This window comes from Pseudoroseomonas ludipueritiae (genome assembly GCF_014490445.1).
In the GTDB taxonomy this organism is placed as follows: Bacteria; Pseudomonadota; Alphaproteobacteria; order Acetobacterales; family Acetobacteraceae; genus Pseudoroseomonas; species Pseudoroseomonas ludipueritiae.
Window position 1 is genome coordinate 1 of the sequence record NZ_JACTUZ010000093.1, and the last position, 17,039, is coordinate 17,039.

The 17,039-nt window shown below is 66.6% G+C and carries 21 protein-coding genes and 1 pseudogene; all 22 read right to left on the reverse strand.

What is annotated here, in order from left to right; translation table 11 throughout:
• Window positions 1–901: P-type conjugative transfer protein TrbL (trbL, locus tag IBL25_RS17290; RefSeq protein WP_187779786.1), on the reverse strand; the 901-nt coding region annotated here is incomplete at its 3' end.
• A gap of 4 nt (window positions 902–905) precedes the next feature.
• Window positions 906–1,292 (reverse strand): putative entry exclusion protein TrbK-alt, encoded by a 387-nt coding sequence (trbK-alt, locus tag IBL25_RS17295; protein WP_187779787.1) that lies wholly within the window; start codon window positions 1,290–1,292, stop codon window positions 906–908.
• A gap of 10 nt (window positions 1,293–1,302) precedes the next feature.
• Window positions 1,303–2,067: a P-type conjugative transfer protein TrbJ gene (trbJ, locus tag IBL25_RS17300; protein ID WP_187779788.1), complete on the reverse strand. Its 765-nt coding sequence runs from the start codon at window positions 2,065–2,067 to the stop codon at window positions 1,303–1,305.
• Window positions 2,064–4,502: a conjugal transfer protein TrbE gene (gene trbE / locus IBL25_RS17305; RefSeq protein ID WP_187779789.1), complete on the reverse strand. Its 2,439-nt coding sequence runs from the start codon at window positions 4,500–4,502 to the stop codon at window positions 2,064–2,066. The genes trbJ and trbE overlap by 4 nt, the downstream gene beginning before the upstream one ends.
• 8 nt (window positions 4,503–4,510) lie before the next feature.
• A complete protein-coding gene (locus IBL25_RS17310) occupies window positions 4,511–4,792 on the reverse strand; it encodes a VirB3 family type IV secretion system protein (protein ID WP_187779790.1) in 282 nt (93 codons plus the stop codon).
• Complete coding sequence (locus IBL25_RS17315) at window positions 4,792–5,124, reverse strand: TrbC/VirB2 family protein (protein WP_187779791.1); 333 nt, start codon at window positions 5,122–5,124, stop codon at window positions 4,792–4,794. The genes IBL25_RS17310 and IBL25_RS17315 overlap by 1 nt, the downstream gene beginning before the upstream one ends.
• Window positions 5,121–6,056, reverse strand: coding sequence for a P-type conjugative transfer ATPase TrbB (gene trbB, locus IBL25_RS17320; RefSeq protein WP_194433751.1), 936 nt, complete (start codon window positions 6,054–6,056; stop codon window positions 5,121–5,123). Before trbB ends, IBL25_RS17315 begins: the two co-directional genes overlap by 4 nt.
• Before the next feature lie 216 nt (window positions 6,057–6,272).
• Window positions 6,273–6,707, reverse strand: a complete 435-nt coding sequence (locus IBL25_RS17325; RefSeq protein WP_028745378.1) for a ribbon-helix-helix protein, CopG family — start codon at window positions 6,705–6,707, stop codon at window positions 6,273–6,275.
• Window positions 6,708–6,714: 7 nt separating this feature from the next.
• Complete coding sequence (locus tag IBL25_RS17330; protein ID WP_187779793.1) at window positions 6,715–8,709, reverse strand: conjugal transfer protein TraG; 1,995 nt, start codon at window positions 8,707–8,709, stop codon at window positions 6,715–6,717.
• 28 nt (window positions 8,710–8,737) lie between these two features.
• Window positions 8,738–10,474, reverse strand: coding sequence for a relaxase/mobilization nuclease domain-containing protein (locus IBL25_RS17335; protein WP_187779794.1), 1,737 nt, complete (start codon window positions 10,472–10,474; stop codon window positions 8,738–8,740).
• A 244-nt stretch (window positions 10,475–10,718) separates the two neighbouring features.
• A complete protein-coding gene (locus tag IBL25_RS17340) occupies window positions 10,719–11,480 on the reverse strand; it encodes a lytic transglycosylase domain-containing protein (RefSeq protein ID WP_187779795.1) in 762 nt (253 codons plus the stop codon).
• Window positions 11,481–11,483: 3 nt separating this feature from the next.
• The gene (locus IBL25_RS17345; RefSeq protein ID WP_187779796.1) at window positions 11,484–11,831 is read right to left on the reverse strand and encodes a DUF736 domain-containing protein; all 348 of its coding nucleotides are present in this window, start codon (window positions 11,829–11,831) and stop codon (window positions 11,484–11,486) included.
• A 46-nt stretch (window positions 11,832–11,877) separates the two neighbouring features.
• Window positions 11,878–12,423 (reverse strand): S26 family signal peptidase, encoded by a 546-nt coding sequence (locus IBL25_RS17350; protein WP_187779797.1) that lies wholly within the window; start codon window positions 12,421–12,423, stop codon window positions 11,878–11,880.
• Window positions 12,420–12,938 (reverse strand): DUF2840 domain-containing protein, encoded by a 519-nt coding sequence (locus tag IBL25_RS17355; protein WP_187779798.1) that lies wholly within the window; start codon window positions 12,936–12,938, stop codon window positions 12,420–12,422. Before IBL25_RS17355 ends, IBL25_RS17350 begins: the two co-directional genes overlap by 4 nt.
• On the reverse strand, window positions 12,935–13,189 hold the full coding sequence (locus IBL25_RS17360) for a hypothetical protein (RefSeq protein WP_187779799.1): 255 nt from the start codon (window positions 13,187–13,189) through the stop codon (window positions 12,935–12,937). The genes IBL25_RS17355 and IBL25_RS17360 overlap by 4 nt, the downstream gene beginning before the upstream one ends.
• A complete protein-coding gene (parA, locus tag IBL25_RS17365) occupies window positions 13,186–13,824 on the reverse strand; it encodes a ParA family partition ATPase (RefSeq protein WP_187779800.1) in 639 nt (212 codons plus the stop codon). Before parA ends, IBL25_RS17360 begins: the two co-directional genes overlap by 4 nt.
• A 208-nt stretch (window positions 13,825–14,032) precedes the next feature.
• On the reverse strand, window positions 14,033–14,920 hold the full coding sequence (locus IBL25_RS17370; RefSeq protein WP_098107588.1) for a replication initiator protein A: 888 nt from the start codon (window positions 14,918–14,920) through the stop codon (window positions 14,033–14,035).
• A gap of 11 nt (window positions 14,921–14,931) precedes the next feature.
• A complete protein-coding gene (locus IBL25_RS17375; protein WP_187779801.1) occupies window positions 14,932–15,213 on the reverse strand; it encodes a helix-turn-helix transcriptional regulator in 282 nt (93 codons plus the stop codon).
• A 125-nt stretch (window positions 15,214–15,338) separates the two neighbouring features.
• Window positions 15,339–15,950, reverse strand: coding sequence for a DUF2285 domain-containing protein (locus tag IBL25_RS17380; protein ID WP_098107585.1), 612 nt, complete (start codon window positions 15,948–15,950; stop codon window positions 15,339–15,341).
• 16 nt (window positions 15,951–15,966) lie between these two features.
• Window positions 15,967–16,101: pseudogene (locus IBL25_RS26975) on the reverse strand (transcriptional regulator domain-containing protein); the annotation flags it as partial.
• A 119-nt stretch (window positions 16,102–16,220) separates the two neighbouring features.
• Complete coding sequence (locus IBL25_RS17385; RefSeq protein ID WP_187779802.1) at window positions 16,221–16,484, reverse strand: DNA -binding domain-containing protein; 264 nt, start codon at window positions 16,482–16,484, stop codon at window positions 16,221–16,223.
• 120 nt (window positions 16,485–16,604) lie between these two features.
• The gene (locus IBL25_RS17390; protein WP_098107583.1) at window positions 16,605–16,847 is read right to left on the reverse strand and encodes a helix-turn-helix domain-containing protein; all 243 of its coding nucleotides are present in this window, start codon (window positions 16,845–16,847) and stop codon (window positions 16,605–16,607) included.
• Window positions 16,848–17,039: the final 192 nt, after the last annotated feature.

Genomic DNA, 17,039 nt, shown 5'->3' on the forward strand with positions numbered 1-17,039 from the left:
CCGCGCCGCCGGAGGCGACGGCGCCGACTGTGGCGGCTCCGGCTGCGACCATGCCGCCGGCGGCGAGCCCGGTGCCGATCGCGGCGCCAGCGCCGAGCTGCGGACCGCCAGATACGAGGCCATTGGCGATGCCGGGCCCGAAGATGCCGAGGCCGAGCAAGGTCAGTGCCGCGAGTACGATCGCCATCGCTTCGTCGATCGTCGGCGTGCGGCCACCGAACCCGGCGGTGAATTCGGAGAAGAGGCTCGATCCGATGCCGATGATGACGCCGAGGACCAGCACCTTAATGCCGGAGGAGATGACGTTGCCGAGCACGCGCTCGGCCATGAAGGCGCTCTTGCCGAATAGACCGAAGGGAATGAGCACGAAGCCGGCGAGCGTCGTCAGCTTGAATTCGATCAAGGTGACGAAGAGCTGGATCGCGAGGATGAAGAAGGCGAGCAGCACCAGCGCCCAGGCGAGCAACATCACCGCGATCTGGATGAAGTTCTCGAAAAAACTCCAGTAGCCCATGAGATCGGAGATGGAATCGAGCAGCGGCCGTCCGGCATCAAGCCCGGTCTGGGCGACCTTTCCTGGCCGCATCATGTCGGCGACTGTGAAGCCGGTGCCGGACGCCTTCAGCCCGAGGCCGGCGAAGCTCTCGAAGATGATGCGGGCCAGATTGTTCCAGTTGCCGATCAGGTAGGCGAACACGCCGACGAAGAGCGTCTTTCTGACCAACCGCGCCATGATGTCGTCGTCGGCGCCCCAGCTCCAGAACAGTGCGGCGAGCGTCACGTCGATCACGATCAGCGTGGTGGCGATGAAGGCCACTTCGCCGCTGAGCAGGCCAAAACCGCTATCGATGTAGCGGGTGAAGACCTCCAGGAAATGGTCGATGACGCCGGTGCCGCCCATGGTCTCAACGCGCCTCGTTCGTGTGGGAGTCGATCGCTGGCGCGGTCTCGTTGACGGCGGGGTCGCGCGCGGCCGGCCGGTTCTGCGGCTGACCATGCGGGCCCGGCGCCTGCGGCGCCGGCTGCGGCTGCAGGTTCTGCGACGGCTTGAGGAAGCGGTCGCGGTTGTCCGCCCAGGCCTGAAGGCAGGCGGGATCACGGGTCCCGGCTTCCCCGAGCTGCTGGCAGCGCCGCAGCTCGGCTTTGAGCGGGTCGACGCCCGTTTCGGTCGCCGCGGCGAGGCTGCGATAGAGTGGCGGTTCGTCCTTGCGGGAGAGCTCGATGGCCGTCGCCGTGATCGCACAGGTCACGAAGCCGATGGCGCCGACACGAGCGAGAATCTTTCCGTCCATCGCCGCGCCCTCAGTTGCTGCCGGGGAACATCTGCGCGTTGCCGGGCTGGTAGCCGGCGCCCGGCGTCAGGAAACGGCGGCGCTGCTCGCGGCCCTGTTCGGCGGCCGCCGACCGCTCGGCCTCGGCGAGCGCCTGGGCGCGGCCATTGGCGGAGACGACGGCGGTGAGATCGGCGAGCTGCTGGGCCTGCAGCGCGAGAAGCTGATTGCCGGCCTGCGCCGCCTGCAAGGCGCCGGTCGCGCCCTGACTCTGGCCGACGAGCGCCGACATCTGCGTGCGGTTGGTGTCGATGTTGCCGACGACGCCGGCTTGGACGCGCATCGCGTCTTGGAGTCCCGAGACCGTGTTGTTCCAGCGTTCCTTCGCCTGGGCGACGAGTTGCTGATCGGACGCGCTCATCGAGGCGCTTCCGGCCCCGTAGTTGGTGCGGAAGGCCTGGTCGATGTTCTGGACGTTGTAGGCGATGCGTTGGGCCTCGCTGAGGAGCTGCTGGGTCCGCTGAACCGACTGCTGAAGCTGCTGGAGCGAGGAGAACGGCAGGCTCGTGAGGTTGCGTGCCTGGTTGATCAGCATCGTCGCTTCATTCTGAAGGGACGTGATCTGGTTGTTGATCTGCTGCAGCGCGCGGGTCGCCGACAGCAGGTTCTGGGCGTAGTTGGTGGGATCGTAGACGATCCATTGGGCCGAGGCCGGCGCGATCAGCACCGGCGATACCGACAGCGGCGCGGCGAGAATGGCGGCGGCGAACGCCGCGCGGGGGACACGCAGTTTCATGGCTGACTCTCCAGGTTGGTGAGGTTGGGAATGAGGTCGGCAGCCCAATTGACTCCGCGATGGCGCAGCCACGCCGCGAGGAAGCCCTCGCGCCCGTGCTCGGTGACGAGGCGGTCGATGGCGGCCTGGTCGGTCTTGGAAGACGCCGCGCAGAGCGCGAGCGCGACGTCGGCGAGGCCCAGCTCGAACAGCCGGTTGCCGCGGCGGCTCTGGCAGTAATAATCCCGCTTGGGCATGGCCCTGGCGAGGATCTCGATCTGCCGGTCGTTCAGGCCGAAGCGGCGGTAGATCGCCGTGATCTGCGGCTCGATCGCCCGTTCGTTCGGCAGCAGGATCCGGGTCTGGCAGCTTTCGATGATGGCCGGCGCGATCGCCGAGCCGTCGATGTCGGAGAGCGACTGGGTGGCGAAGACGACGCTGGCGTTCTTCTTGCGCAGCGTCTTCAGCCACTCGCGGAGCTGGCCGGAAAAGCCCTCGTCGTCGAGGGCAAGCCAGCCTTCGTCGACGATGATCAGCGTCGGCTCACCGTTTAGCCGGTCCTCGATGCGGTGGAAGAGATAGGAGAGCACCGCCGGGGCCGCGGCCGTCCCGATCAGGCCTTCCGTTTCGAAGGCCTGCACGGTGGCGACGCCGAGATGCTCGCTCTCGGCGTCGAGCAGCCGGCCATAGGGCCCGCCGACGCAATATGGCCGCAGCGCCTGCTTCAGGTCGTTCGACTGCAGCAGCACCGACAGGCCGGTCATGGTGCGCTCGGCCGTGGGCGCGCTCGCCAGCGACGACAGCGCCGTCCAGATCAGCTCTTTGACCTCGGGCGTGACCTGGATGGTCTCGCGCATCAGGATGGCGACGATCCAGTCGGCGGCCCAGGCGCGTTCGGAGGCCTCGTCGATCCGGGAGAGGGGCTGAAGCGCGACGCTGTCGGCCGAGCCCTCGGTCAGGCCGCCGCCGAGATCGTGCCAGTCGCCGCCCATGGCGATGGCGGCGGCGCGGATCGAGCCGCCGAAGTCGAAGGCGAAGACCTGGGCGCCGGCGTAGCGGCGAAACTGCAGCGCCATCAGCGCCAGCAGCACCGACTTGCCCGCGCCGGTCGGGCCGACCACCAGGGTGTGGCCGACGTCGCCGACGTGAATGGAGAACCGGAACGGGGTGGATCCTTCGGTCTTGCCGTACAGCAAGGGGGGCGCACCAAAGTGCTCATCCCGTTCCGGCCCCGCCCACACCGCCGAAAGCGGGATCATGTGGGCGAGATTGAGCGTCGAGATCGGCGGCTGACGCACATTGGCGTAGACGTGGCCCGGCAGCGATCCGAGCCAGGCGTCGGCCGCGTTGATCGTCTCGGGCATCGCGGTGAAGTCGCGGCCCTGGATCACCTTCTCGACCAGACGGAGCTTCTCGGACGCGACGCGGGGATCGTTGTCCCAGACGGCGATCGTCGCGGTGACATAGGCCTGGCCGGCATAGTCGGCGCCGAGTTCCTGCAGCGCCAGATCGGCATCGGCGGCCTTGTTGGCGGCGTCGGTATCGACCAGGGCGCTCGCCTCGTTGGTCATCACCTCCTTGAGGATCGCGGCGATCGACTTGCGCTTGGAGAACCACTGCCGGCGGATTTTGGTTAGCAGTTTGGTCGCGTCGGTCTTGTCGAGCAGGATCGCCCGGGTCGACCAGCGATACGGGAAGGCGAGCCGATTGAGATCGTCGAGGATGCCGGGCGTCGTCGCGGTCGGAAATCCGACGATCGTCAGGATGCGCAGATGCGCGTCGGCAAGGCGCGGCTCCAGCCCGCCGGTGAGCGGCTGGTCGGCGACCAGCGCGTCGAGATACATCGGCGTCTCCGGAACGCGCACGCGATAGCGCTTCGTGGAGACCGTCGAGTGCAGATAGGTCAGCGTCTCGACATCATCGAGCCACGCGCATTCCGGCATGAAAGCTTCGACGAGCTGCAGGATGCGGTCGGTGCGGTCGACGAAGCCGCGCAGCGCCTCCCAGGCGTCGACGCCTCGTTCGGCCTTGCCTTCGTAAAGCCAGCTCTCGGCGCGCGCGGCATCCTCGGCCGGCGGCAGGAAGGTGAATGTCAGGAAGTAGCTCGACTCGTAATGGACCGCGTCCTCTTCGAAGTCGGCCTTGCGCTCGGCATCGACCATGGCCGATGCGGCATCGGGAAAGCGGCTTGCTGGATAGGCGCCAACGGCATGGCGTTGCGCCTCGACGAAGATCGCCCATCCGCTGCCGAGGCGGCGGAAGGCGCTGTTGAGGCGGCCCGCGACAGCGACCAGCTCGGCCTGCACGGCGGAATCGAGATCGGGTCCGCGGAACCGCGCGCTGCGCTCGAACGAGCCGTCCTTGTTGAGGACGACGCCGGGCGCGACCAGCGCCGCCCAGGGCAGGAAGTCCGCAAGGCGGGTCGAGGAGCGTCGATATTCGGCGAGGTTCATCATGGCGCGCCTCAGACGTTCAGGTGACCGGGGATGCGGAGGTGTCGGCGGCCGACGTCGACGAATTGCGGGTCGCGCTTGGCCGCCCAGACGGCGGCGAAATGGCCGATGGCCCAGAGACCGAGGCCGACCAGCCAGAGGCGAAGACCGAGGCCGAGAGCGGCGGCGAGCGTGCCGTTGAGGATGGCAATGGCCCGGGGCGCGCCGCCGAGCAGGATGTGCTCGGTCAAGGCGCGGTGGACCGGGACGCTGTAGCCGGGCACGTCGCCGCCACTCTCGATCAGGCCCGGCATCAGACGAGCGCTCCGCCGCCGAACGAGAAGAACGACAGGAAGAAGCTCGACGCGGCAAACGCGATCGACAGGCCGAAGACGATCTGGATCAAGCGGCGGAAGCCGCCCGACGTGTCGCCGAAGGCGAGCGTCAGGCCGGTGACGATGATGATGATCACCGCGACGATCTTGGCGACCGGGCCTTCGATGGATTCGAGGATCGATTGCAGAGGCGCTTCCCACGGCATCGAGGAGCCGGAGGCGTGAGCGGCCGGCGCGAGCAGGAGGCTGGTGAAGAGGACGGATGCGGTTGTCGCGACATGGCGACGAAAATGCAGGGCACGGCGGATCATGCGGGTTCTCCTTCGGGGGACTGGGCTGCGGGGCGGACGCGGTAGTCGCCGTCGGGGGCGAGCCCCTCGACGAGACCGAGTTCGGCCAGGCGCCGGGTCGAACCGCGGCCCGAGAGGACCGCGACGAGATCGATCGTCTCGGCGATCAGCGCGCGCGGGACGGTGACGACGGCTTCCTGGATGAGTTGCTCGAGACGGCGCAGCGCACCGAGCGCAGTGCCGGCGTGGATGGTGCCGATCCCGCCGGGGTGGCCGGTGCCCCAGGCCTTGAGCAGGTCGAGCGCCTCGGCGCCGCGCACCTCGCCGATCGGGATGCGGTCGGGTCGCAGGCGCAACGAGGAGCGCACGAGATCGGAAAGTGTCGCGACGCCGTCCTTGGTTCGCATGGCGACAAGGTTCGGCGCGGAACATTGCAGCTCGCGGGTGTCCTCGATGAGCACGACGCGGTCGGAGGTCTTCGAGACCTCGGCGAGCAGCGCGTTGGTCAGCGTCGTCTTGCCGGTCGAGGTGCCGCCCGCCACGAGGATGTTGCGGCGATCGGCGACGGCCTGGCGCAGGATCTCGGCCTGCTCGGCGGTCATGGTGCCGGCGGCGACGTAGTCCTGCAGCGTGAAGACGGCGACGGCGGGCTTGCGGATTGCGAAGGCCGGCGCCGCCACTACCGGGGGCAGAAGCCCCTCGAACCGCTCTCCCGTTTCCGGCAGTTCGGCCGAGACGCGCGGGTTGCCGGCATGGACCTCGGCGCCGACATGGTGGGCGACCAGGCGCACGATGCGCTCGCCGTCGGCCGCCGAGAGTCGCTCGCCCGTGTCCGACAAACCTTCCGAGAGCCGGTCGATCCAGAGACGGCCGTCGGGGTTGAGCATCACCTCGACGACGCTGGCGTCTCCAAGGAAACCGGCTATGGCGGGGCCGAGTGCGGTCCGCAGCATGCGGGCCCCGCGAAGTATCGCCTCAGATTTCTCGGAAGAACTGGCCACGTTGTCCCCGTTCTTTGCGGGACCGCGTCAGGCCGTCCCTGGATCGGGGATGATTAAGAGAACCGTAAATCGGCCCTCGGCAACAGGTTGTTTCGCCTGTCGTACTGTGGCGTACAAAGACAGGTGTTCGGCGGGATCTCTGAATACTTGAGTTGCCGCAATCGCTGCTTATTGCGCGTCGCGCGCGGGGTCGATGTCCTCGGAAATCTCCTGCCGGAGCTTCGGACCCTTGGCGAGTCTGCGCCCGAGCGCCGCGACGAAGGCGTCGTAGCGCTCGCCGGCCTGGGCGCGTGCAGCGGCCTGAGCTGGCTCCGGCAGCGGCGGATTGGTGGTCAGCCAAAACCGTACGAAGACGGCGAGCATCTCGATCGAGATGCCGACGTCGCGCTCCATGCGCGTCATGCGACGGTCGAGCTGGTCGAGGCGTTTGGTCGTCGCCGCCTCCTGCCGTTCGGCGGCGTCCGGCGACAGGAAGGACGCGATCGCCGCCTCGGCGATGAGCGAGCGCGACTGATCGCGCCGGGCCGCATAGGCCGCAAGCGCCTTCATCACCTCGGGTTCGAGATAGACCGACAGGCGCTGCTTCTTCGATGGATTGGCCATGGCCGCCTCACAGCTCCATGCCGTCGTTCGGGTCGAGGGAGACCTGACGCGCCACGCCCTGCATGATCTGGTTGGCACGGCTGATCCGGGCCGCGTCGTCATCGGCCTCGTCGTCGAATCCGCCGTCGAACTCGTTCTCGATCGGCGCCTTCTTCTCGACCGACGCGGCGCGTTCCAGCTCCGGCTGGTGGCGACGCTCCGATCCGGTCGGATCTTCGTCACCGCCATCCTCGATGACAGCCGCGCCTGGCGATACCGTGCTCGCCGGCCGGGCTGGAAGTGGTAGACGGCTCCAATCATCCATTCCCGGCTGCGTCGGCCTGGTGAGCGCCGGCGGCGCCATGATCCGATCCTTGAAGCGGTGATCCTCGTAGTAGCGCGCCTTCTTCGCGCGGATCGGCGGCGTGCCGGCGACCATGACGATCTCGTCGGCGGGCGGGAGCTGCATGATCTCGCCGGGCGTGAGCAGCGGCCTGGCGGTCTCCGAGCGGGAGACCATCAGGTGACCGAGCCAGGGCGAAAGACGATGGCCGGCATAGTTGCGCATGGCGCGCATCTCGGTCGCGGTGCCGAGTGCGTCGGAGACGCGCTTGGCGGTCCGCTCGTCGTTGGTCGCGAAGCTGACGCGGAGGTGGCAGTTGTCGAGGATCGAGTTGTTCGGCCCGTAGGCCTTCTCGATCTGGTTCAGCGACTGCGCGATCAGGAACGCCTTCAGGCCATAGCCGGCCATGAAGGCGAGCGCGGATTCGAAGAAGTCGAGTCGGCCGAGCGCCGGAAACTCGTCGAGCATCAGCAGCAGCCGATGCCGGTTGCCCTTGGCCTTGAGATCCTCGGTCAGACGCCGGCCGATCTGGTTGAGGATGAGGCGAATGAGCGGCTTGGTCCTGGCAATGTCCGACGGCGGCACCACCAGGTAAAGGCTGGTCGGCTGCTTGGCGCCAACGATGTCGGCGATGCGCCAGTCGCAGCGGCGCGTCACCTCGGCGACGACGGGATCGCGATAGAGGCCGAGGAACGACATGGCGGTCGAGAGCACGCCGGAGCGCTCGTTGTCGGACTTGTTGAGCAGCTCGCGGGCGGCCGACGCGATTACCGGATGCGGTCCGCTGTCCCCGAGATGGGCGGTCTTCATCATCGCCGCCAACGTGGACTCGATCGGTCGCTTCGGATCGGAGAGGAGGGCGGCGACACCGGCGAGCGTCTTGTCCGCCTCCGCGTAGAGGACATGCAGGATCGCGCCGACCAGAAGCGCGTGGCTGGTCTTCTCCCAGTGGTTCCGCTTTTCGAGGCTGCCCTCCGGATCGACCAGGATATCGGCGATGTTCTGCACGTCGCGGACCTCCCATTCGCCGCGGCGCACCTCGAGCAGCGGATTGTAGGCGGCGGACTTCGCGTTGGTCGGGTCGAAGAGGAGCACGCGGCCATGTCGGGCACGGAAGCCGGCGGTCAGCGTCCAGTTCTCGCCCTTGATGTCATGAACGATCGCTGAGCCTGGCCAGGTGAGCAGCGACGGCACGACAAGGCCGACGCCCTTGCCGGAGCGGGTCGGTGCGAAGCACAGCACATGCTCGGGTCCATCGTGCCGAAGATAAGCGTGGTCGAACTTCCCGAGCACCACGCCGTCCTCGCCGAGCAAGCCGGCGCCGCGCACTTCGTCATGGCGGGCCCAGCGCGCCGAGCCGAAGGTCTCGGCGTTCTTCGCCTCGCGGGCTCGCCAGACCGACATGCCTATGGCGACGGCGATCGAGATGAAGCCGCCGGACGCCGCGATGTAGGCGCCCTCGACGAAGATCGGCGGCGCATAGGCGTCGTAGAAGTACCACCAGGGAAAGAAGGACCACGGATAGTAGATCGGCCAATGACCGAGCATGAACCATGGCGGCCCGAGCTGTGGCTGGAAGCCGAGCCTGTAGGCCGTCCATTGCGTAGCGGCCCATGTCGTCAACAGGACGATGGCGAAGACGGTGAGGATCTGGCCCCAGAGGATTTTGGTGGCGGACATGGCGGGGTCCTTTCGCTTGGGATGGTGGTCACAGGCCGAGCCCCCGCTGGCGGCCGAAGCTCCAGTCGACGCCGCCGTCGCTGCGGGCGACGCCAGAGACGTGACGGCCGAGCTGCTTTTCGAGTGACGGCGTCCAGGGCACGAGGCTGAAGCCGAGCCCGTCGTCGATCATCGCGAAGCGGCCGCTCGCGAGGTTCATCCGCCGCTGGTAGGTGCCGGTGACATATTCGCCGGATTCAGGTTTGACCTGCGGCCGTCCGGTCTCGGCGGCGATGCGTTGGGCAACCGACTCCAGCTCGCGACGCCGCAGCGTGTCGACCAGGCCGGGTTGGAAGCTGACGCCGCGCTTTTGGCGTTCGGCGAGGCCCTGGCCAACAAGATGCTCGGCCCGCCGGTCCATGGCGTCGCGCACCTCGGCGCCGAAGCCGCCGCCGAGCGCCGCCGGCTCGCGGGCGATATTCTGCCGGTCGAGCCAGGTGGCGCCGGCCGCGGTGACCTGCCGTTCGATGTCGAGATCGGCGCGCACCGCGATCGCGACGCGGCGCTGGCCACGGGCATCGTCGAATTTCCGAAGCTCGACGATCGAGCCCGGTGCGCTGTCGCCGGCCGCGTCGAGGTCGGGCAGCTTGATGTGGTGGGTGCGGCCGTCGACCCCGTCGACGACGGCGAAAGCCGTGCCCTTCAGCTCGTCGTCGAGGCCGCGGGCGACCATGCGCCCGATGACCGGATCGTTGAGGCTCTCCGAGGCCAGCACATAGCTCGCCGCGCCGCGCTCGATGCCGCGTTCGGTCAGGCCATGATGGATGCGCTTGATGATGTCGCCGCGCTCGCCGAGTTCGCGCAGCGTCGCCTCGGCCTTGTCCGATATCGTCCACTGGCCGGGACCGATCTCGTCGGCGAGCCCGAGGCCTTCGAGCTTGCGCAGCCGACCGATCTTCAGTGCATGGAATTCGTCGGGCTGCCGATCCGCATGTGGCGCGAGGTCGACGACGCCGGTGCGATAGGCGTCGCGGGCGAGCTGGCGATCGAGGTTGGTCCAGCGATCGACGTTGATCTGGCGCTCCAGCGTCTGCCGGATCTCCTGATCGGTGCGCGGCCCCAGCTCCTGGGTGATCAGGTCGCGCGCCCGATCGCGCATGCCCTCCTTTATATAGTCTCGCGAGATGACCAGGTTCTCGCCGTCATCGCGCACGCCGCGCACGATCAGATGGACATGCGGATGCTCGGTGTTCCAGTGATCGACCGCGACCCATTCGAGCCGCGTGCCAAGATCCTTCTCCATCTGGCCGACCAGCTCGCGGGTGAAGCCCTTGAGGTCGGACATTTCCAACGTGTCGTCTGCCGAGACGATGAAGCGGAAATGGTGGCGGTCGTCCTCAGACCGCTCCGCGAAATCCTTGGCGTCGACATCATCCCCGCCCGGTCCGAACAGCCGGGCCTTCTCCCCGTCGCGGGTGACGCCGTCGCGGCGCAGATAATCGAGATGCGTCGAGAGCGGCGCTGACCGCCCGCCGTGGCGAACGACGCGCGCCTTGATGACCGCGCCGCGCGAGCGGGCGGTGATGAGGCGGTTCGCCTGGATCGAGGCGCGCTGGCCGCGCCCGAACCGGGACCGCGCTCCCGAGCCGATCTTCCCTTGCCGGGAGACGCTGCCGCCGGCGCGCTGGGCGGCCGCCAGCGCTTGGGCGATGAAGGGCCGCGCCCGCTGCGCGCTGGTCGAGCGGATGCGGCCTGGCCGGATGCGGAAATCGTGCTCGTCGGTCATGCCCGACGCTCCGCACATCGCGGCAAAGCGATGATATTCTTACAGAATGCGCCGATGCGCAGGCTGCGCCGATGAGGCGCACTTCGCGAAATTGCGTCATAACCCTTTGAAAAAGCACGACCGAACCAAGGCGCACATCGCGCCCCTTTATCCTGCCATCGTGCGGTTGTGTTGCCTGCTCCTCCTCCTCGGACCGCCCATCCCCCGCCAGAGCACGCTATTCCACGAAATGCTGCGAACACCGTCATCGCGGCCCCCCATCGCCATTTCGGGCGACAAACAGGCCTCCGGATTGCGGAGCGATGGCTGTGGCTTCGCGCACCGGAGTCGCAGCCGGGGTGTCGTTCGAGGTGCGATCGCCGGGTGTCGGAGCAGCGGTCGTGGCGCGCTCGGATTGCACGATGAAGAGTGGCGAGCGTGTCCAGGCGTAGGGATCGGCCGCCGCGACCGTGACGGGAGCAAGCGCATCTCCGCCGCCGATAATGAGCGCGAGCGCGGCGACATAGGCGCGCGTTTCAGCCGGTAAAGGTCGGCCCGCGAGATACTCTTCGTAGCGGCCGGGACCAGCATTGTACGCCGCAAGGAAGCCGGGCGAACCATAGCGGTCGTGCATCTCGCGAAGATAAGCGGCGCCCGCCAGAATGTTGTCGCGTGGATCGTAGGGATTCGCGCCGAGCCGGTGACGGGCGCGCAGATCGGTCCATGTGGCGGGCATGATCTGCATCAGTCCCATCGCGCCAGCCGAAGAGATCGCTCGCACGTCGCCTGCGCTTTCGACGCGCATGACGGCGCGTATCCAGTGCTCGGGAATGCCGAACCGTTGCGCGGCCTCGGCGATGAACGCGGCGTAGGGATCGACGCGAGAGGGGCGCTCGGCCGACACGGTCTGCGCATCCGCGGTGACGCAGAGCGGCGCGGACAGCAGAAGGCCGGAAAGGAGAAGGAGGGCTGTGTGCCGGGCGGTGTTTGACCACCCGGCAACGGGTTGGGGAAGCGGGACCGACATCGTTCAGTCCCGCTCGGCGCGCTTGGGCGGACGGTTCCAGTGCAAGCCCCAGGCGGACTTGTCGTCGGCGGACTGGAAGAGGTTAGCGCGGATCGGATGACCGAAGGTCGGATCGTCGATCTGCAGCGAGACGTAGTCGCCGGCCTTCTCGCCGGTGCGCTTCCACCCTGCACCGATCTCCGCGCCGGTTTCGTTGTTCATGCTATCGAGAACATGGACACGGAAGTCCGGCGCATTCTTGGCATCGGACGGTTCAGCCGGAACGATGATGATGTCCTGGTGCAATGACAGCGTCATCAGGTGGCCGATGAAACCGTCATTTTCGCGCGTGAATTGACCGATAACGGACATGGGGCGTCTCCTTCAGATTGCGGCGGGCAAGGTCATGGGCGTGCCGTCACCGCGTCGGCGCGCGCCAGACGAAGCGGTCATCGCCGTCCTCGTCAGTGTAGAGGGGGGTGGCCCGGCCGATGACCGAGCTGGCGGGGAGCGGGCCGAAGTAACGGCCGTCGAGGCTGTCGCGGACCTGCCAGTTCATCAGGAACAACTCGTCGTCGGCGATGACGCGGCATCCCTGCCAGATCGGCAGTTCGCGGCCCCGGCGATCACGGTCGAGCGCGTCGCCGATGGCCTGGCCGTCGACGGTGATTGTGTGGCCGGATCGGCACACACGTTGACCGGGCAGACCCGCGACGCGCTTCAGCAGCGGCACGCCGCTCGGCAGATATCCGCCATCGGCAAGGAACGTGGCGATCGGCTCCGGCGCCGCTACGGCGACGAGGTCGGACGCTTCCAATCCGTCGCTGGCGCTGATCGCATAGAGGCCGATCGGCGTGCTCGCGGAGGCATTCCAGATCAGCTTCGGCGCGAAGGACACGATCGACAGGATGCCCATCAGCATCACCGCCAAGTACGTCGTCATGACGTATCCAAAGCGGCTCATGGCGTGATCCTCCGGCGCAGGAGGAAGGCACGATGCTGCGGCGCGTCGTAGGCGCACGGTGCTTCACCGGCCGTCAGACGGTTGTGGACGTGTCGCCAGTGATCGGGCGAAACGTCGATCGCGCCGATGCCGCGCGCTTCGATGGCATCGATGAGTTGGAGGACGCGCGCGACCTTCGGCCAGCCGTCGGCGCGCAACAGGATGTCGCCGCCGGGGCGCACGAATGGCAGGGTCTGGCAGCGCTCGCCCGCGCCGACGGCGCGCACGATGTCGAGGCGCGAAAGTGCGGTGCCGTATTCGTTGGAGGTCCAGCGAACGAAGGCGAAGACGCTGTCCGGCGCGAACGACACGACGCGCCGGCGGCGGTCGAGGATCTGTTCGGCAGCCTCGCGACCGAACCTGATCCAGAATTCGATCTTCCTCTCGACCCACGTCAATTCGACATGGGTCAGTGCATCGGCCGCAGGCGCGTGCGGCAAGCCGCTGCGCAGCGACGTGTCGGCGACACCGATCATCGCGGCTCTCCTTCGCTGGTGGGGAACTCGCGCTCGAACAGGGCGCGCAGCATGTCGGCGACCGTCTGTCCGCGCTGGAAGGCGGCGATCTTGATCCGGCCGCGCATGTCGGCGGTGACGTCGATCGTCAGCCTGGCGGTAAATTCGGCGGCGGTGTCCGCGCGCGGCGACGGACGGTCTGGTGCCTTGATCCAGCTTTCCGGATCGGCCGGTCGGGATGCAAAACCGCGTTTCAAGGATCGCTCGCTCATGCCCCGATCCTCGTGACTTCAGCTGCGAGCGCGGCGATTTCCCGCGCGGCGGGCGATGTATTGTCCTGCTCGGCCGCGAGCCGTCCGGTCTGCACGACATCGGCGAAGGCGATACGCTGACCGATGGTGGTCAGGAGCGGCGGCGGATCATGGTCGGCGAGCGTCTCAGCGGTCTCGCGGGCAAGCACAGTGCGGGCCGCACAGCGGTTCAGCACAAACCGGGCTTTTAATTCCGGGCGGTAGATCCGCGCCTCGCCGAGCAGTGTCAGCATCTCGGCCGACGCCCAGCCGTCGAGCGGCGATGGCTGCACCGGGATCAGCACCAGGTCGGCAGCAAGCAATGCCGAGCGCATCAGGCCGGCGACGCGCGGCGGCCCGTCGATGACGACGTGATCGACATCGCGCGCCAACTCCGGCGCTTCGCGGTGGAGTGTGTCGCGGGCCAGGCCGACGACACCGAACAGCCGCTCCAGTCCTTCACGGCTGCGCTGCTGCGACCAGTCGAGCGCCGAGCCCTGCGGATCGGCGTCGATCAACGTGACGCGCCGTCCACGGCGTGCCCATTCACCAGCGAGATGCAACGCCAATGTCGTCTTGCCGACGCCGCCTTTCTGATTGAGGAGCGCGACGATCATGACGGTCTCCCGGCGATCGGGGACTCGTCCACAGCGGCCGAAAACGGCGGTCGCGTTAGAAAGATTCCGTAGGAATCTAGGTTAGATAAGTTACGGGGCTCGCAAGCTGCTGATTCAGCGCGAGGATTCGGCGATTCCGGTCCCCGATAGCACGAGAGTCCGGTCCCCGATGGCACGATAGTGCCGGTCCCTGATAGCACGAGACGATTCACAGCTTATCCCCAGGGTGAGGTTTGGTCCGGCGACGACGGCGCGGGATGCCGAGGGCATCCGGATCGGTCGGCACGAACGACAGGATTTCGGGACCGCCGACGCATTGCTCGATAGCCAGGCGGTAGCCGGGCAGCGGCTGGCGTTTGACGATGTCGCGGAGGTCGTAGGCGAAGTGCTTGAGCGGCGAGAGGCTGCCCGACTTGGCGTGGAGATGCGGGAAGTCGAAACTCCAGCCAAACTCCTGCTTGCCGCCGTGCTTGCGCACGAGGCGGTACAGCCAGCGCTCCAGGCCTCCCGTCAGACCGAAATAATTGCGGTCGATGGTCAGCACGAGCGCGTCGTCGAGGACCGCGCCGTAGAACCAGTCGGGGACTATCAGTTCGAGTCCGAGGGGGCGCCCGCGATCATCCGCGCGCTCCTTCCACTCGTTGATCCAGGAGAAGCGGTGCATCCGCCGCTCGGTCGGTTGGCGGATCGAGGTCGCCACCGTGGTCGACTGAAGCCGGTCGAGCGCAGCCTTCAGGCGGTCGTAGTCGCGGAGTGACACGCCGCGGCCGATGAAGTTGAGGATTTCATAGGGGGTGGTCGCCATCAGGCGCGACGGCCGCAGGCCGAGATCGCGTGCTTCGACGATCTGCGAGGCGGCCCAGATCAGAACGTCGGCGTCCCAGATCGTCGCCATTCCGTGCTCGGCGACTGCCTCGACGCGGATCTTCACCGAACCCGCTTTGAAGTCTATGGGCGCGAGGCGCTTCGACTTGGCCAGCGAGAAGAACGGATAGGCCATGAGATCCTGCGCATCGCGGGGCGCAAGATCGCCGGGCAGCGCTCGGAACAGGTCGAGCTGCGCACGTTCATCGCGATGCCGGTGGGGGTACGACATGGCAGGTCGGCTCAGCGCGGGAAGCGGCCGCCGGCGGCAGGGGCGGCGGGCTGGCGCTTGGCAGGGAGCACGGTGCCGGCACGGGGGTCGGAGGTCGAGATGACAAGGCCGCGATCGGCCCATGTCTGGAGATCGTCTATCGAATAGACGACGCGGCCGCCGAGCTTTCGATAGTTGGGGCCGGTGCCATAGGTTCGATGCTTTTCGAGGGTGCGCTCGGAGAGTCCGAGGACGCGTGCCGCTTCCTGCGTTCTCAGGTATCGTAGCGGTAGATTGGCGGCGCTTTCGGCCATGATCGAACCTCCGTGGTCTCGCGGTGGCCGCATCGGGTGAGCGGCGGATTGTGAGCACGGTGGCGGGAAGGCGGCGTTCGGGGCAGGAACGAAGTTAAGTTGTTATCCGCGACCCCGGGGGGCGGTCAGCGGTGGCGGCGCGGGCGACGCAGAAGCGTGCGATATCCGCCGCGCACGAAGGCCATGCCGTCTCTGACAAGACGGCTCATCATCACACGGAATGGGCTATCGACCCATTTTGCTGGATCATGTTCGTGGTTTGGAAAGAGTACTTCGGCGATGTCGCGATAGGTCGATCCGACGAACCGCGCGTCGATGGCACGAAGCATCTGGCGGGCGCGCTGGTGACGCTGAGGTGTCAGACGAGGGTCGTGCGGCACGCGTTTGCCGGCCATCGCGTTCCAAAAACGCTCGAGCGTTGTTTTCCGGTCTGGCATCAAGTCGTCGAAGATGATGTGAATGCCAAGCGGACCCTGTGCGTCCGGCTCTACAAGCAGTATGTCATAGCGCTCGCCGCGCAATTCGAGCCGGAGAAGATCCCGGCCGTGCTGGATTATTGCGCGCAGACGCAGCATTTCGCCGGTGATGGAGCTGCCCTCAGGGGGCGGCCCAACGGCGAATATGATTGCGCCGGGATCGACTTGCGGGGTCCAGAAAATCGGCTGCGTCAGCGCGCTTGCTTGTGGATCGATAGGGAAATCGCAACCCCCATTGCTCGGCGAAAGCGCGCGCGACATCGTCGGTAAGCCGACCAGTGGCGATCAACTCACGATATGATTTTCTGTATTCGGGGTTACGTCGCAGAAATTCCCAGGCGAGGTCACCAGGGGACAGCTTGTCGACATAGTCATAGGCGGCATCTGACCGCCAACTTTCTTCTTCGGACATCCTCAGCCGCCTCCGCGCAAATGTTACGCAACGCGAGTTTTGCGGTTGAGACGATTCCAAGTTGTGTCACCGCCGGGAAGAACGAAGACCAACCGACGTGATGCAGATCCTGCATCACCTCAATGGAGACGAGGACCCAGGAGTTCACCGAAGCCGCTCTGCGTCATCCACTTGGCGCGGGAAAGGTGAGCGGCGTGGATATGCGCGGCGCGTTCGGGTTCTGTTTTGGCACAAATACCGAACAACACCCTGACGACCTCTTTCCAGTCCGCGCCTTCCGCGTCGGCATCAAGAAGGCGCAGATACAGTTTCAGGTGCGCTCGGTCATAGGCCGTGAGCGCTGCTCCGCCGGGTGGCTGATCGAGAAAGTCTTGCTTGGTCACCACGTCCCCCTCGGACAGATGTATCCGTTTTGAAGGGGATTGTTAACGCTGATGTGAGGATATGACCTCCTGGCGCCATGGGAACGTCGCGCACCGGCGAGACGGTCGCCTGTTGATCGGTCAGCCTTCCTTTTTTCCATCAACAAGCATGACTCCCACACCCTGGTCGGAGTTAAGGAAAACGATCCCGCCACGTTCGAAGGCGCGCCGTATCTCATCGCGCGTGCTCTCGTAGACCTCGAGGCCACTTGTGGATTCGAGGCGCTTCAGCGCGGTCAAAGATACCCGGGCCCGGTCAGCGAGCGTCTCCTGTGTCCAACCCAGCAACGCGCGCGCGGCCCGAGATTGTCGGGCGGTGATCATGCATGATCACCTCCCACTCGGACCTACGCGCACGCCAGAACTACGACTATAATAGTCGTTCTTGGCTTATTTTGCGAGCCAAAAGGCGCTGCTGGTTCCGTCGCTAGGGAGCGATCCAGTGAAACTGATTCGGTCGTTCTGAATGAAGGCCCCGACCTTTGGGTCGGGGCCTTGCGGGGGAGCCTCAGTCGG